The sequence below is a fragment of the Streptomonospora wellingtoniae genome (genome assembly GCF_031845375.1).
Lineage (GTDB): Bacteria > Actinomycetota > Actinomycetes > Streptosporangiales > Streptosporangiaceae > Streptomonospora > Streptomonospora wellingtoniae.
Window position 1 is genome coordinate 383022 of the sequence record NZ_JAVREK010000002.1, and the last position, 15896, is coordinate 398917.

13 protein-coding genes are annotated in these 15896 nt (G+C 74.1%); 6 read left to right on the forward strand and 7 right to left on the reverse strand.

From position 1 onward, the window contains the following. The first annotated feature begins 547 nt into the window (after positions 1-547). Entirely contained in the window at positions 548-2365 is a 1818-nt protein-coding gene (locus RM446_RS03495; RefSeq protein ID WP_311543587.1) for an AMP-dependent synthetase/ligase, read from the forward strand. Between the two features lie 556 nt (positions 2366-2921). Next, positions 2922-4397, forward strand: a complete 1476-nt coding sequence (locus RM446_RS03500) for a peroxidase family protein (RefSeq protein ID WP_311543588.1) — start codon at positions 2922-2924, stop codon at positions 4395-4397. A 74-nt stretch (positions 4398-4471) separates the two neighbouring features. On the opposite strand, the gene ligD is transcribed toward RM446_RS03500, so the two are convergent. From ligD to RM446_RS03515, 3 genes are all read right to left on the reverse strand, one after another. Beyond that, on the reverse strand, positions 4472-5422 hold the full coding sequence (gene ligD, locus RM446_RS03505) for a non-homologous end-joining DNA ligase (protein ID WP_311543589.1): 951 nt from the start codon (positions 5420-5422) through the stop codon (positions 4472-4474). Then, a complete protein-coding gene (locus RM446_RS03510) occupies positions 5419-6120 on the reverse strand; it encodes a DNA polymerase ligase N-terminal domain-containing protein (protein ID WP_311543590.1) in 702 nt (233 codons plus the stop codon). Before RM446_RS03510 ends, ligD begins: the two co-directional genes overlap by 4 nt. A 119-nt stretch (positions 6121-6239) precedes the next feature. Then, the gene (locus RM446_RS03515) at positions 6240-7493 is read right to left on the reverse strand and encodes an endonuclease/exonuclease/phosphatase family protein (RefSeq protein WP_311543591.1); all 1254 of its coding nucleotides are present in this window, start codon (positions 7491-7493) and stop codon (positions 6240-6242) included. A gap of 249 nt (positions 7494-7742) precedes the next feature. Here RM446_RS03515 and RM446_RS03520 point away from each other — a divergent pair, with 249 nt between their 5' ends. Continuing rightward, positions 7743-8642 carry a PadR family transcriptional regulator gene (locus tag RM446_RS03520; protein ID WP_311543592.1) on the forward strand — a complete coding sequence of 300 codons (900 nt, stop codon included), beginning with the start codon at positions 7743-7745 and terminating at the stop codon, positions 8640-8642. A gap of 728 nt (positions 8643-9370) precedes the next feature. Then, the gene (locus RM446_RS03525; RefSeq protein WP_311543593.1) at positions 9371-9943 is read left to right on the forward strand and encodes a hypothetical protein; all 573 of its coding nucleotides are present in this window, start codon (positions 9371-9373) and stop codon (positions 9941-9943) included. A gap of 51 nt (positions 9944-9994) precedes the next feature. Here the strand turns inward: RM446_RS03525 and RM446_RS03530 are convergent, their stop codons facing one another. The 4 genes from RM446_RS03530 to RM446_RS03545 all read right to left on the reverse strand — a co-directional run bounded on the left by RM446_RS03530 (position 9995) and on the right by RM446_RS03545 (position 13160). After that, a complete protein-coding gene (locus RM446_RS03530; protein ID WP_311543594.1) occupies positions 9995-11014 on the reverse strand; it encodes a TIGR04222 domain-containing membrane protein in 1020 nt (339 codons plus the stop codon). A 226-nt stretch (positions 11015-11240) separates the two neighbouring features. Continuing rightward, the gene (ybaK, locus tag RM446_RS03535; protein WP_311543595.1) at positions 11241-11726 is read right to left on the reverse strand and encodes a Cys-tRNA(Pro) deacylase; all 486 of its coding nucleotides are present in this window, start codon (positions 11724-11726) and stop codon (positions 11241-11243) included. 97 nt (positions 11727-11823) lie between these two features. Next, complete coding sequence (locus tag RM446_RS03540; protein WP_311543596.1) at positions 11824-12498, reverse strand: LON peptidase substrate-binding domain-containing protein; 675 nt, start codon at positions 12496-12498, stop codon at positions 11824-11826. Between the two features lie 101 nt (positions 12499-12599). Further along, positions 12600-13160, reverse strand: coding sequence for a ferritin (locus RM446_RS03545; RefSeq protein WP_311543597.1), 561 nt, complete (start codon positions 13158-13160; stop codon positions 12600-12602). A 233-nt stretch (positions 13161-13393) separates the two neighbouring features. Between RM446_RS03545 and hisD the strand changes: the two genes are divergently transcribed. Both hisD and RM446_RS03555 read left to right on the forward strand, forming a co-directional pair. Continuing rightward, positions 13394-14704: a histidinol dehydrogenase gene (hisD, locus tag RM446_RS03550; RefSeq protein WP_311543598.1), complete on the forward strand. Its 1311-nt coding sequence runs from the start codon at positions 13394-13396 to the stop codon at positions 14702-14704. 38 nt (positions 14705-14742) lie between these two features. Next, positions 14743-15822 carry a histidinol-phosphate transaminase gene (locus RM446_RS03555; RefSeq protein ID WP_311543628.1) on the forward strand — a complete coding sequence of 360 codons (1080 nt, stop codon included), beginning with the start codon at positions 14743-14745 and terminating at the stop codon, positions 15820-15822. Positions 15823-15896: the final 74 nt, after the last annotated feature.

Here is a 15896-nt window from a genome sequence, read left to right on the forward strand (position 1 = left end):
TGGGTCCCGGAGCGGTCAGCGGCGCCGCAGCGCCCGCCGTAGCCGACTCTCCACCCGGCGAAGGCCCCGCTGGACCTCCGGGGGCATGCCGCCGCGCGCCGGAGCACCGGGGCTGCGCGTCCGCGCGCCGGGGCGCGGACCGGTTCCGCGGTGCATCCGCGCGCGCCGGACGATGCCGCCCAGACCGCGCGTCGCTGCCGCACCGCCTGTGCGGTGGGGGCGATGGGTGCGGGAGACGGGAGACCCGCCACCCATTCCGTCGAGCCTGCCACCGATGACCTGGCGCGCCTTGCGTTCGATCCAGTTCCTACGGGTCCCCATGGGATCTCCTCCTCGGGGGATGGCTCTCTCGATCCGTCGATCGCTGTCGTCAGGGGGCGGGAGGGGCCCGCCGTGTCCCTGCCATCCGCTCTACTACCCGCGACACGCCGGGTTATTGGGGCGATCTCGGTCACGCCTGCGCGGCGGCCGGGACTATGAGGGAGATCATGGCGCCCGGCGCCCCCTGGTGGGTGGTTTCGTGCCGCATGTCCGATAAACCGGAGTGGTGACAAGCAGTATCGCGAATCCGGCGCGGAGCGACCTGCCCGTATCGGGCGGGTTGGCCGACACCCTCTTCGACCGCGCCTCCCGCTTCCCCGAGCAGCCCATGCTCAGCCGCCGGACCGAGGGGCGCTGGCGGGACGCCACGGCCGCCGAGGTCCGCGACGACGTCGCGGCGCTGGCCAAGGGCCTGATCGCCCGGGGTGTTCAGCCCGGCGACCGGGTGGGCCTGCTGTCGGGCAACCGCCACGAGTGGACGCTGCTGGACTACGCGATCTGGACGGCCGGCGCCGTCTCGGTGCCGATCTACCCCTCCTCGTCGGCGGAGCAGGCGGCGCTGATCCTCCGGGACTCGGGCTGCCGGGCCTGCGCCGTCGACGGCACCGGCCACGCGGCCATGGTCGAAGAGCTGCGCACGGCTTCCGCCGGTCCGGAGGCGCTCGAACACGTGTGGTGCTTCGACACCGGAGCGCTGGACGAGCTGCGCAGCGCGGGGGCCGATGTGCCCGACGGCGCCGTGGAGCAGCGGCGCTGCGCCGTCTCCCACGACGACCCGGCCACCGTCGTTTACACCTCCGGCACCACCGGCGATCCCAAGGGCTGCGTCCTCACCCACCGCAACTTCCTCGCCGAGATCCAGGCCGTCGAGGCGTCCCTGCCCGCCCTGTTCGAGCCCGGCGCCGACGGCACGCCGCCCTCGACCCTGCTCTTCCTGCCGCTGGCCCACGTGTTCGGGCGGATGGTGCAGGTCGGCGTCATCCACTCCGGGGCCCGGCTGGGCCACACCGCCGACGTCGGCTCGCTCCTCGCGGACCTGGGCACCTTCCGGCCCACGTTCCTGCTCGCGGTGCCCTACGTCTTCGAGAAGATCCACGCCACAGCACGCAAGCGCACCCGTGGGCTCAGCCGGCGCGTCTTCGACGCCGCCACCGAGACGGCGGTGGCCTGCAGCCGCGCCGCCGACGCCGGCGGCCCCGGCCCGCTGCTGCGCCTGCGCCGCGCCGTGATGGACCGGCTGGTCTACCGCCGGCTGACCGCTGCGCTCGGCGGGCGCTGTACCCGGGTCGTCTCGGGCGGCGGCGCGCTCGACACCCGGCTCCTGCACTTCTACCGGGGCGTCGGCCTGGAGGTCTACGAGGGCTACGGCCTGACCGAAACCACGGCCGCGGTGCTGGCGAACACCCCCGGGCGGGTCCGGCCCGGCACCGTGGGCGGACCACTGCCCGGCGTCGAGGCGCGGCTGGCCGGCGACGGCGAGCTCCTCGTCCGCGGCGGCCCGGTCTTCACCCGCTACTGGAACCGCCCCGAGGCGACCCGGGACGCCTTCGTCGACGGCTGGTTCGCCACGGGCGACCTCGCCGAGATCGACGCCGAGGGCTTCGTGCGCATCACCGGCCGCAAGAAGGAGATCCTGGTCACGGCCGGCGGTAAGAACGTCGCGCCCGTGCCCGCCGAGGAGCGGGTCTGCGCCCACCCCCTCGTCGAGCAGTGCATGCTGGTCGGCGACGGCCGCTCCTTCGTGACCGCGCTGGTCACCCTGGACCCCGACGAGCTGGCCCGGTGGAGGGAGCGCAGCGGATACGCCCCCGGCGAGCCGCGCGGCGGTCCCGGCGCCGACCCCGCCCTCCGCGCCGAGGTGCAGAAGGCGGTCGACGCGGCGAACGCGGCCGTGTCGCGCGCGGAGTCCATCCGCGCGTTCCGCATCCTGCCGGAGCGGTTCAGCGTGGAGGACGAGACCCTCACGCCGACGCTGAAGCTCCGCCGCTCGCGGATCGCCGACCGCTACGGCGCCGCCATCGAGGAGATGTACTCCAAGCGCTGAGTGGCGGGCCGACGGGATCGGCGACCGGTCGAGCGTGCGCGGAAGGTGAATAGCACTCACACAGAATTCGGATTTCAGGACGCCCTGAATTCATCCCTCTGCGTGCAGGTCGGGTTACGCGACGTTGACCCGAAGCGGGCGCGTTTACCGCGGCCTTGCTCCGCGCCGGTTCGGGCCGACGTCCGCCGCCGGGCGATCGTGCGTCCCGCGCCGAGCGCACCGCCCCTGGCGTCGCACGACGCGCGATCCGGCCGCCTGTCCCGCTGCATACTCCATTCCATCCGATGAAAGTTCCCGTCATCGACTCGGAAAGGGGCGGGAGGTTCCGCCCGCGCGCCCGGACTGTCCGTAGTCGGCCACCAGCATTGCCGCAGCCTCCGAACCGGCCGATCGTGCAGTGGAGGGAAAACGCCGCGCGAAGGCCGCCCGAGCGCTCCGCGCGTCCTCGGCACATCGTCGCCGGGGCCGTTCCGCGACTCCCGCGCCGGTCGGCGGCCTCCCGTCCTCGCGCCGCAGCAGTCCGCAACGTCGAGCGCCACGAGAAGAGGACGCCGTCATGGAGTCGACCGCCGAAACGTCAGCCCCGTCCGAGGAGCCCCGGTTCCCGCACCGGGCGCCGCGCAGCGGCCACGGCCTCACCCCGCGCGGGCTCGGCCACGTGCCCGAGTCGCCGATGTTCGAGGGCAGGTTCGGGCGGATGTTCCGCCGCCTGCCCGCTCTCCGGCTCACCGAGCCCGAGATCACCGAGCTGGCCGGGCGCATGGTCGAACGCAGCCCCGGCGACCCGGGGATGGACAACCCGGACGCGCCGGCGGGCTATACGTTCCTCGGCCAGTTCATCGACCACGACATCACCCACGACCCGTCGCCGCTGCAGGTGCGCCGCAACGATCCCGACGCGCTGACCAACTTCCGCTCGCCGTTCTTCGACCTGGACTCGGTCTACGGGCGCGGCCCCGGAGACCAGCCCTACCTCTACGACGACGACCACGTCGGCCGCTTCCTGATCGCCCGCCGCGACGGCCTGTTCGACCTGCAGCGCAACGCGCAGGGGACGGCCGTCATCCCCGATCCGCGCAACGACGAGAACGTCTTCGTCACCCACCTGCAGCTGACCATGCAGCTGTTCCACAACAAGGTCGCGGAGCGGCTGCCCGAGTTGCGGGAGGACGTGCGGGCGCCCGAGGAGAGCGCCTTCGCCGCCGCCCAGCGCATCGTGCGCTGGCACTACCAGTGGGTGGTGATCCACGACTTCCTGCGGCGGGTCGTCGGCGAGGAGACGTTCGCGGACGTGCTCCGGACCCTGCCGCCGTCGGGACCCCACTGCTCGGTCGAGCGGCCCCACCTGCGCCACTACCGCTGGAGCAACAACCCGTTCATGCCCGTCGAGTTCTCCGTCGGGGCCTACCGCTTCGCGCACTCCATGGTCCGGGCGCGCTACAAGCTGAACACGACGGTGCCGGACCTGCCCATCTTCACCGCCGAGCCCATCTCCGAAAGCGACCCGCTGACCCACCTGGGCGGGTTCCGCGCGCTGCCGCCGAGCTGGCAGGTGGAGTGGCGCCGGTTCTTCCCGCTGGGCGCGGACGGCGGCGAGCCCGCGCCGTCGCGGGCCATCGACCCCTTCCTCGCTCCTCCGCTGATGGAGCTGCCGCCGGAGGCCGCTGAAGGCATCGCGTCCCTGGCCCGGCGCAACCTGACGCGCGGCGTGAGCCTGGGTCTGCCCTCGGGGCAGGCGGTGGCCTACGCGATGGGCGTGCGACCGCTGCCCGAGTCCGAGCTGGACGCGCCCCGGCGCGGGGCGCCGCTGTGGTACTACATCCTGCGCGAGGCCGAGCTGCTGGCCGGCGGCCGGCACCTGGGCCCGGTGGGCGGCCGGATCGTCGCCGAGGTGTTTCTCGGGCTGCTGGCCGCCGACCCGTCCTCCTACCTCAGCAACGACCCCGGCTGGCGGCCGACGCTGGGCGAGGACGGGGTCTTCACCATGTCCGATCTGATCCGCTTCACCGGATTCGGGCTCGACGAGGTGTGAGCCCCCGGCCCGGGCGCCCCGGCTGGGGGACCGCCGTCCGCGCCTGCGCCGCGAGCCGCGCATCGGGGCGGCGCTCACCGCGAGCGCCGCTCCAGCTTCTCCAGCCGTTCGGCCGCCTTGCGCGGCGACCGGGCGTGCCGCGCCATCCCGTGCCAGGCGTCGCCGCCTGCGGCCTCCGCCCGCCCCAGCCGCTCGCCCAGTGTGCGCACCGTCCAATGCCGTGCGGAGGGGACGCCGTTCAGCTCCTCCCACTCCAGCGGCACGGCCACCGGGGCCTCGGGCAGGGCGCGCACGGCGTAGGGCGCCACCGCGTGCTGGGCGTAGGCGTTGCGCAGCACGTCCAGGAACAGCCGGCCGCGGCGCTTGTCCTTGCGGAACTCGGTCGTGTAGGCCTCGGGGCGACGCGCGGCGACCGCGTCGGCCAGGCGGCGGGCGAACCCGCGCACCTCATCGAAGTGCAGTTCGGGGCGGATCGGCGCGACCACATGCAGCCCGCGCGAGCCCGTGGTCATCACGAACACGGCGAGCCCGGTCTCCTGCATCGCCGCGCGGACGTCGGCGGCCGCCTCGCGCACCAGGGCGAAGTCGTCCACGGACGGGTCGAGGTCGACGATGAGGCGGTCGGGGTGCTCCAGCGTGCCGGTGCGGCTCAACCACGGGTGCGGCGTGATAACCGCCTGGTCGGCGAGCCACAGCAGGCATGCGGTGTCGTCGCAGACCGCCATGGTGATGTCGCCGCCGTGCCCGCGGTGCACCTCCACCCCGCCGATCCAGTCCGGGGCGTGCGCGGGCAGCTGCTTCTGGAAGAACCCCTCGCCGCCGTCGGCGAAGATCCCGTTGGGGAAGCGGTGCAGCGCCAGGGGCCGGTCGCGCACGTGGGGCAGCATCGCCGGAGCGACGGCGCGGTAGTGGTCGGCCAGCTCGCGCTTGGTGACACCGCCCTCACCGAACAGCTCCTTGTCGGGCTTGCCGATCTCGACCGGGCGGCGCCTCCCGTGCCGCGGCCGCACCGCGGCGGTGCTCACCGCGCCTCCCCGCCGTCGCGGGGGCGGCCCTTGAGGGTGCGGCCCTCCTCCTCGGCGACCTCGCCGAGCACGCGGCCGCTGAGCACCGAGTGCGGCTGGGTGGAGACCGGGTTGCGCCGTGCGTCGGCGCCGGAGTCGCGCTCCTTGACCAGCAGCCACGCCTCCCCTCCGTCTTCGTCCTCGCCGGAACGGAACCGGTTGAGCGCGAAGCGGCCGGCCAGCTTCTCGCCGTGCAGTTCGAAGGAGACGTGCCCGTGCTCCAGACCCTCGGCCATTCTCATGGGCTCCCCCTGCTTGGCGGTGGTGTTGGCGTAGGTGCCGGTGTCCCACACGATCACGGTGCCGCCGCCGTAGTCGCCGGCGGGGATCGAGCCCTCGAACTCGGCGTAGTCGAGCGGGTGGTCCTCGGTGGGCACGGCCAGGCGCTTGTCGCGCGGGTCGGTCGAGGGGCCCTTGGGCACGGCCCAGGACTTGAGTACGCCGTCGACCTCCAGCCGCAGGTCGTAGTGCTCGCGCCGGGCGACGTGGCGCTGGACCACGAACAGCGGCCCTTCGCCGTCCGGCCGCTCGAAACCGCCGCCCTCGGGCTCGGCGGTGCGGTCGAAGTCGCGCCTGCGCCGGTACTCCGACAGCGCCGAGCCCTGCTCGGAGCCTTTCCCAAAGCCCTGCCCCTGCCCGGACTTCGCGGACCGGTCCATGGTTCACCCCCGACGGCGGTGGCCGCACGCCTTCGACGGCGCGGCTACCCGCCCCGTGCACCGTTACACGCGGCGGGGATGCCGCCGGGCGGCAGGCGCCCCGCCCGGCGGTCGGCAGGTCAGCGGCAGCAGACGTCGAGCCAGACCAGGTGGTGGTCGGACGCCTTCGCGGCGGCCTCGGCACCGGGGCGGCCCTCGGCCGGCCAGAACACGCGGGTGTCGGCCACCGGCAGCCCGCGGGAGGGCAGGACGTAGTCCACGCGCAGGTTGCCCGGCTCCGGCTCGCCGAAGTCGGCGGTGTCCAGGGCGGGGTCGCCGGTGTGCTCTGCGTTGGCGCCGCCCTGCTCTCGTGCGGCCTGCGGCGCGCCCTCGCTGGTGGGCCGCACGCCGCCCTCGACGCGGTCCGACTCCAGCAACTGGAGGACGGCGCGGGGGTGGCCGTCGCCGTCCTCGGGGTCGGCGTTGAGGTCGCCGGCGATCACGAACCGCGCACCGGGGGGCAGGCCGCCGCGCCGCCCCTCGTCGTCGTAGATGTAGCCGCTGCGGTGCGGCGAGACGTAGTCGGCGAAGAACCTGTTCTCGTCGTGGTTGCGGGTGACGTTGCGCTTCTCCGGGCCGTCGAAGCTCGGCGGCGTGGGGTGGGAGGCGAGCAGGTGCACGGGGCGCCCGCGGCCCAGGCGCACGGGCACGTCCCAGTGGCTCTTGGAGGACAGCCGCAGTTTCGCGCGCTCCTGCTCGGAGTAGTAGTCCTCGCCGGTCTCGGGGTCGGTGGGCAGCAGCGCGCCGGGCATGTCGGCCCAGCGGAAGGTCTGGAACGTGCGCACGGCGCCGCGGTCGATCGGATAGCGCGAGTAGACCACCATCCCGTACTGGCCGGGGAACGCGCCGAAACCGTAGGCGTCGCCGGCGTAGCCGGGAGCGCCCGGCTCGGTGACCGCCCGGCCGTCGTTGTCCAGGTCGAACCCCGAGGCCACGCCGGTGTTGACGGGTGCGGTGTAGCGGTACCGGTAGCGGATGGGCTCGGCGCCGTTCTGGGCGCGCGCGAGGTAGTTGCGCTGGAACAGCGCGGCGGCGCGGCCCTGCTCGTCGTAGTCGAACTCGTTGACGAGCAGCACGTCGGGGCGGGTGCGCTGGACGACTTCGGCGGCGGCCTGCGCCTGCTCGTCGCCGGGGTCCGACAGGTCCTCGACCAGAGTGCCCTGGTAGGGCCTGTTCAGCGAGGCGTTGAACGTCGCGAAGCGCACGGTGCCGCCGCGGCCGCCGTCGGGGGCGCCGTGACCGCCGCCGCGGTCGGCTTGGGCGGTGGGTGCGGCGGCCAGCGTGCAGGCCAGCGCCGCCGAGAGCGCGAGCAGCGTGGGACGGGTGCGGGGCATGGGGGAGTCCTTTCCGAGCCGGGGCGTCCGGTGGGCACCGGGCATCGCGCGCCCGGCGGTATCCCACCGTGCCACCGGCGGGCATCACCGCGTGGATAACCGGGTGAACAGTTCCGCGGCCGATGCGGGCAGCCCCGGGGCCGATCGCCGTTGACGGAGGCGAGTTATAGATATATCGTAAAACTATCTCGATAGGACCTAATATATCGAGACAGATAAAGAAGTATCGACTACCACGGGGGTATCACGATGACTGCGATGTCGATGCCGTGGTCGTGGGGGCAGCGCGCGGGGATGCCCGGGCGCGGCGCCTGCGGTCCCGGCGACGAGACCGCCGCCGACCGCGCCGATGAGGCGGGGGCGCGCCGGGCCGACGGCTGGCGCGGTCCGCACGGCTTCCACGGGGGGCCCGGCGGACGCCTGCAGCGGATGGCGGCCTGGGCGCAGGGACCGCGCGGCGGCTGGCCGGGCGGACCGGTCCCGCCCGTTCCTCCGGGGCCTCCACCTCCTCCCGGGCCGCACGGGGCGCCGTGGGGCGGAGGTCCGTTCCCGCCCGGGAGCGGCGGGCCCTTCGGCGGGGGCGGGCACCGGCGCCGCGGGGGGCCGCGGGCCCGCCGCGGCGACGTCCGCACCGGAATCCTGCTGCTACTGGCGGAGGAGCCGCGCAGCGGCTACGAGATCATCCGCGATGGCCGCGAGCGCAGCGGGAACGCCTGGCGCCCCAGTTCGGGGTCGGTGTATCCGATGCTGCAGCAGCTGGAGGACGAGGGCCTGGTGCGCCCGGCCGAGGACGCCCACGGCCGGCGCCGCCCGTTCGAGTTGACCGACGAGGGCCGTGAGTACGTCGAGCGCGAGGCCGCCGACCTCACCCCGCCCTGGGAGGCCGTCTCTGAGCAGCACGAGGACGCCATGGCCCGGTATGCCGAGATCAGCTCGCTGGCCTACCAGCTGGCGGCCGCGGCCGCCCAGGTCGCCCAGGCGGGGACCGACGAGCAGGCCGAGCGCGCCAAGCGGCTGCTGTCCGAGACCAAGCGGGGCCTCTACCGCATCCTCGCCGAGGACGACGGTTCCAGCGACGACGCGCCCGGGGACGTCGGCGACCCCGGCGGCGAGGAGCTGTATCGGGACGGCCCCGGTCCAAGGGGATAGGGGGCGGCACTCCCGGCGGCGCCCCCGCGCCGCCGGGAGCCTCCCGCTGCGCGGGACGGCCGCGGGGGCGCCGTCCCGGCCGGGTGCGGGTCCGCGCCGCGCGCGTACGACGCGCGGAGGGCGCCCCCGTACCCGCCCTCGTGCGGTCGCGTTCCGGTCGTGCCGTTCGGCCGGATCACCGCCTCGCCCGGCCCGCACGCTCACCCACCTGTTCGGCGACGGCGCACGTGGGGCGCCCGCGGCCCAGGCGACCTCCGCGGTCCCCAGCCCCGCGCGGGACAGGCGCGGGCGAGTCCGGTCCCGCTCACGTTCCCGAACGAGCGCAGCCGTCCCTGAGGGCGCCGGAAACCGGTACCGGCAGCGGGAGGAACTCGCGGTCGGCCGGACGCGGCCGAGATGGTCGATGACAGCCGCGTGACGGGTGTCGCCGCGGGTCTTCGCGCCCTGCGACGACGCCGCCCACCGACATCGGTGGAGAGGTCGGCAGCGGGGCGGCCGCCGCGAGGCCCTGGCGAAGGTCGGCGCATTTCTCCCGTACGGTTGAGCGGTGCCACTCCAGTCAAGCCGTGAGCATGGTGCGCTCGCCGGCCGACGTCGGGCGTCCACCCGGGCACGGGCGGCGGGGGAATGCGGGCGGCTTCGGCCGTCAGCGGGGGGTCGGAGCATCGGAGTTCGGTGGCACCGGAATCAGGCAACAGACCCGACCGGACGAGGGGGTGCGGCGGCCGATGACCCGCCGGAGACTCACCGTGGGCGGTACCGTCCTGGGCTGCACAGCCGTGCTGGGGTTGCCGCTGGGCCTGCTGTGGTGGCTGTTGGCCCCGCGTCCGCGGGTCACCGTCGGGCGCGACGGCGCCGTCCTGCCCTTCCCCGTCTCCGAGACGGCGTTCGCGGTCGACGGCTACTTCGCGCTCATCATGATGGGGGCCGGCCTGCTGTGCGGCTACGCCGTCTACATCCTCCAGTACCGGCTTGCGGCGCGCGACGCGACCGACCTGCGCATGGCGTGCCTGCTGGGCATGGCGGCCGGATCGCTGCTGGGCTCCCTCGCCGCGTGGCAGACGGGCACCCTCATCGACGCCGCGGAGTTCCAGCGGGCGGTGGAGTCCGCGAGCCCGGGCACCGTGATCCGCTCCGGATTGCGGCTGGACGCACTCAGCGCCCTGATGGCCTGGCCGTTCGTGGCGGTGCTGCAGTACGCGCTCTTCGACGCGGTGAGCCTGTGGCGCGGCGACCTGCCTGCACGGCGCCGTTTCGCCGACGACGGGGAGGACGCGGCGGACTCCGCCGAGCGCCGTTGATCTTGTAGCTATCGTGAAGGAAATCGATTTCCAGTGACGATGGCTACAAGATCAGCAGTGGTATGCCCCGCTGCCGCACGCCGACGCGAACGAGCACACCGCCGCGAGCTCCCCGCACTCCGGCATCCGGCCGCCGCGCAGGCGCCGGCGCCGGCCGCGCCGAAGCGCGCGGAATCCGAGCAGGGCGGTGGACCGCACCGCCGCCTGCGTGGAGTCGTCGCCTTCGGGCAGCGCGTGTGCCTCGGCCAGCAGCGTGTCCCCGGCGGCGGTGCGCGGGCCGAGCTTGCCGCCGGTCAGCCGGTAGAGGCACTGCAGCAGCGACCAGCCCGCCAGCAGCGCCAGCAGCGCCGACGGGGCGCGTGGCGCCGGTACGACGGGGATCGCGGCGGCGGCGACCGCGCCCGACACGGCGACCGCGCCCGGCATGCCGCCCAGGAGCCGCCCGCTGACGTAGACCAGCGTCGGGTAGGCGATCAGCACCCCGGCGAACACCAGCGGGACCGCGTCGAACCGCTCACCCTCGGGGATCACGGCCCACAGCACCACGCCGCCGCCGGCGAGCACGCCCGCCGCGCCGGCGAGCATGTGCAGCCCCCAGGCGGCGCTGCGCAGTAGCGCGACCCGCGCCAGACGGTCGGGAGCGAGGAACAGGCCCAGCCGGCGCAGCCGCCACAGCACGGCCGTGGCCGGGTCGGCCCGGGCGGCCAGCCGCACGAGCTGGTCGGCCGCCAGGGAACGGGAGGAGTCCAGCCGCGCGTCCAGCAGGCGGGTGAAGGGCGCCGACGAGAGCCGGTCGGGTCGCTGCTCGGCATGCTGGGGCCGGGCGACCAGCCCGTGTCCGCGGGCGACCGCACGCCCGCTCAGGTACAGCTCGGCCAGCGCGACCTCGCCCATGCGCTGGCGGCCGCCGGCCAGCATGGCCAGCTCGAAGGGGTCTAGGTCTTCGGCGCCCACGGGCGGGCGCTGCGGCCCGCGGCGGCGGATGCGCGCGTAGGCCAGTCGCGTGACGATGTAGCAGGCGGCGACTGCCAGGTAGCCCAGCGTCGTGGTCCACACGATCCCGGCGACCATCGCGCCTCCTTCACGCGCCCCGCTCTATTCATCTCGGTGAGACAACCGTAAGTCGCAAGGGGCACCGAGGAAAGAGGCCGCGGGGCCCCGCTCGGCCCCGGATCCGTGCCCTATGGGGGCCGCGGGCGCGCGGCGCGGCGGTGCACGGGGCCGGTGCCCGCGCTTGGGCCGCGCCGCCTCCCGGCCCGCGCGGCGCAGGTGCGGAGTCCGGGCGGTGGCCGTGCGGTCAGGGGGCCGCGATGGGGGCGGACGTGGCCTCGGCGGTACGTACCAGGTCGGCGGGGGACAGCTCCATCTGCAGGCCGCGGCGGCCCGCTGAGACGAACACGGTGTCGTGGCCGGCGGCCGAGGAGTCGACGACGGTCCGCAGCCGCTTGCGCTGGCCCAGCGGGCTGATGCCGCCCACCACGTAGCCGGTGGCGCGCTCTGCGTCGGGCACCCGGGCCATGATCGCGCGCTTGCCGCCCGCGGCGGCCGCCAGCGCCTTCAGGTCCAGACCGCCCGCGACCGGCACCACCCCCACCGTCAGGCGCCCGTCGACCTCCGCCACCAGCGTCTTGAACACGCGGTCGGAGCCCACGCCCAGGGCGCGGGCCGCATCCTCGCCGTAGGAGGATCCGGAGCCGTCCCCGGTGGCGTCATAGGAGTGCAGCCGGAAGTCGATGCCGGCGCGGTCGGCCGCGGCCGTCGCCGGAGTCCGCTTGGCGCCCAAGGCGGCCTCCGATCTGTCGTGGGCGGCGGTGCCGACCGCCGTCCCGGATGGGCGTTCCCCCGTGCGCGCAGACCGGAACCGGCACACCGTTCCGGCCTCAGTTCAGGCTGACCTCGGGCTGGGGGAGGTGCTCCGCCGGCAGGACGGGCAGAGAGGTCAGCACGCGGTTCTCCCGGCGCAGCAGGACGGCGGCCGTCTGCAGGCGCTGGGCGGCGTGGTCGGCCTCCAGCAGCCGCTGCTTGTCGCCCTGATCGACCACCATGGTCGCCGCGACCGTATAGGACAGCGGCAGGGGGGCCGAGGGGAAGTCCCGGGGCGGTTCGGCGGCGACGCCCAGGCCGCGCAGGCGCTCGCAGTAGACGCCGAACAGGCGCCCGACCCGCTCAGCGTAGTCGTCGGCGCCCTCTCCGACCTCGTCGGGCAGGAATGTGGTCTCGGCGCGGAGATAGCCCTTGGGGCCGGAGTTCTCGACGGAGTCGACGCGGAAGCGCGATCCGCCCTCGACCACCACGTCGAACGTGCCGTCGGCGTGCCGGCGGGCCGTTCGGACCTCGGCCGTGCAGCCCACGTGGGCGAGCTGGGCCGAAGCCTCGCCCACCTCGTGGCCCAGCTCGATCCCCACGACGCCGAAGGTGCCCGACACGGCGTCACCGGGGTCGTCGAGCACGTCGCCCATGAGGCGGCGATAGCGCTCCTCGAAAACCCGTAGCGGCAGGCGCGCGCCCGGGAACAGCACGCTGTTCAGCGGGAAGAGCGGCAACCGGTGTGGCATTGCACAAGTATGCCCGACTGTGCGGTGCCCATCCCGGCACGGGCCGGGCGCCGCACAGCCGACCGGGACGTACGGAGCGCGGCCGAGGCGGCCGGCGGGCCTCAGCTGACCGAAGGGCCCGCGGTGTCGGGTGCGTCGTCGGCGTCACCGGTCGACGACAGCTCGCGGTCGACCCAGGTCTCGACGTCGAACATGTTGCCGTTTCCGCGGTCGACGACGTTCAGCAGAGTCGACATGGTCGAGACCTCCTCGACCTGCTCCTGCAGGAACCAGTTGAGGAACTGCTCACCGGTGTAGTCGTGCTCGTCGCGGGCCGCCTTGGCGAGCTGCTTGATCTGCTCGGTCACCCGCTGCTCCTGGCGCAGTGCCAGAGCGACGAGTTCGCGCGGCGCGGTGAAGTCGGTCTCGATTCCGCCGACCCCCGGAATGTCGGGGGAGACGCCGTTGTCGATCAGATACCGCACCATCATGGTGGCGTGGTCGCGCTCCTCCAGCGATTGCCGGTAGAAGACCCGGGCGAGCCCGGGAAGGTCGCGGTCGTCGAACCATGCCGCCAGCGCGAAGTACTGGTGCGATGCGGTGAATTCGTGTCCTACCTGGTCGAGGAGGAGGCGATGGAACTTGGAAAGGCCGTGCTCGGAAGTCCGTGTCGTCGCGTTCATGCGTTAACAATAGCGCGCCGAAATTTGCTTGTCGATTTATGCGGACGTTGCGCTGGACACTTAGGAAAGCCTTGCTCAAGGTGATTTAGGTTAGGTGTCCCGAAGTTAGGCGAAGCTAAATACCCCATTATTCGGCAAGGCTCTCCTCAATTCGGCTCCGCAGGCCCCGAGGGCGGACCGGTCGGCGCCCGAGCGGGGCCCGCCGGCGCCTCCGCGGCCCCTAGAATGAGGCCGTGATCTCCCGAATCGACCTCCGAGGAAGCGCCGGCGACCCGCGGGAGCTGCTACCGCGCGCCGACACCGACGTCTCGGCCGCGATGGACAAGGTCCGGCCCGTCTGCGAGGACGTGCGCCTGCGCGGCACCGAGGCGCTCGTCGAGCTCACCGAGCGCTTCGACGGCGTGCGGCTCAGCGGCGTGCGCGTCCCCCGCGCCGAGCTCGACTCCGCGCTGGCGGGGCTGGACCCGGGCGTCAGAGCCGCCTTGGAGGAGTCGATCGAGCGCACCCGGCGGGTCCACGCCGACCAGCGCCGCGCCGACACCACCACCCGCGTGGTGCCCGGCGGCACCGTCACCGAGCGCTGGATCCCGGTGAACCGCGTGGGCCTCTACGTGCCGGGCGGGCGGGCGGTCTACCCCTCCAGTGTCGTGATGAACGTCGTGCCGGCCCAGGAAGCCGGCGTCGGCTCGCTGGGCGTCACCTCGCCGCCCCGGGCCGAGTTCGGCGGTCTGCCGCACCCCGCGGTCCTCGCAGCCTGCGCACTACTGGGCGTCGACGAGGTCTACGCCGTCGGCGGAGCCCAGGCCGTGGCCATGTTCGCCTACGGCGCCGGCGAGTGCGAGCGCGCCGACATGGTCACCGGCCCCGGCAACATCTGGGTGGCCGCCGCCAAGCGCCTGCTCAAGGGCGTCGTCGGCATCGACGCCGAGGCCGGGCCCACCGAGATCGCCGTCCTGGCCGACGACACCGCCGACCCCGCCTTCGTCGCCGCCGACCTCGTCAGCCAGGCAGAGCACGACGTGGTCGCCGCGTCCGTCCTGATCACACCTTCGGAGGAGCTGGCAGGCAAGGTCGAGACCGAGCTGGCCTCGCGGGTGGCCGCCACGCGCCACAGCGACCGCGTCGCCGAGGCGCTGGGCGGACCGCAGTCGGGGATCGTGCTCGTCGACGACATAGCCCACGGTCTGGCCGTCGTCGACGCCTACGCCGCCGAGCACCTGGAGGTCATGACCGCCGACTCCGCCAGGCACGCCGCCGCCGTGCGCAACGCCGGCGCCGTCTTCGTGGGCCGCTACTCGCCGGTCTCCCTGGGCGACTACCTGGCCGGCTCCAACCACGTGCTGCCCACCGGCGGCAGCGCCGTGCACACCGCCGGGCTGAGCGTGCAGACGTTTCTGCGCGGCGTGCACGTCGTCGAATACGGGCGCGACGCGCTGGCCGCCTCCGCTGAGCACGTGCAGGCGCTGGCCGAGGCCGAGGACCTGCCGGCGCACGGCGAGGCGGTCGCCGTGCGCGTGGGCACCGGTCGGGAGGGGGAGCAGTGAGCCCCGCCGGCCCCGCGGGCGGCGACGACCGGGAGCGGATCGGCGTCGAGGACCTGCCGCTCCGCGACGACCTGCGCGGACGCAGCCCCTACGGCGCGCCGCAGCTGGAAGTCCCCGTCGCGCTGAACACCAACGAGAACCCCTACGCCCCCTCTCCCCAGCTGGCGGCGGCGCTGGCCCGCAACGTCGAGCAGGCCGCCGCGGGGCTCAACCGCTATCCCGACCGCGACGCCACCCGGCTGCGCGCGGCCCTGGCCGACTACCTCGGCCACGGGCTCGACCCGGGCCGCGTGTGGGCCGCCAACGGGTCCAACGAGGTCCTGCAGCAGATCCTGCAGGCTTTCGGCGGCCCCGGGCGTACCGCCATGGGCTTCGAGCCCTCCTACTCGATGCACCCCGTCATCTCCCGGGTCACCTGCACCGACTGGGTCCCCGTCGACCGCACCGGCGCCGACTTCGGCCTCGACGCCGGCGCCGCCGTCGAGGCCGTGCGCCGCCACCGGCCCGACGTGGTGTTCCTGACCTCGCCCAACAACCCGACGGGCGCCTCGCTGCCGCTGGAGACGGTCGCCGCGGTGGCTGAGGCCGCGCCCGGCATGGTCGTCGTGGACGAGGCCTACGCCGAGTTCCGCCGCGAGGGCACGCCCAGCGCGCTGACCCTCCTCGGCGAGCACCCCCGGCTGATCGTCTCGCGCACCATGTCCAAGGCCTTCGCGCTGGCCGGAGCCCGCGTGGGCTACCTGGCCGCCCACCCCGCCGTCGTTGACGCGCTGCAGCTGGTGCGCCTGCCCTACCACCTCTCCGAGATCACCCAGGTGGTGGCCGCCACCGCCCTGGAGTTCGCCGACGAGCTGCTGGGCCAGGTCAAGCAGCTGCGCCAGGAGCGCGACGCGCTGGTGGAGTGGCTGCGCGGGCACGGCTTCGCCGTGGCCGCATCCGACGCCAACTTCGTGCTCTTCGGTGATTTCGACGACCGCTCCGCGGTGTGGCGGGGCATGCTGGAACGCGGCGTGCTCGTGCGCGAGGTCGGGCCGCCGCACACGCTGCGCGTCACTGTCGGCACCCCCGAGGAAATGTCGGCGTTCCGCACGGCGTTGCTCGAAGTGACCACCAGGTGAGCGGGTGATCGCGCGGCATCCGCCGCCGACCGCCGCGGGTAGCGTCATCGGCGCGAGCCGCGCACAGCCCGTGG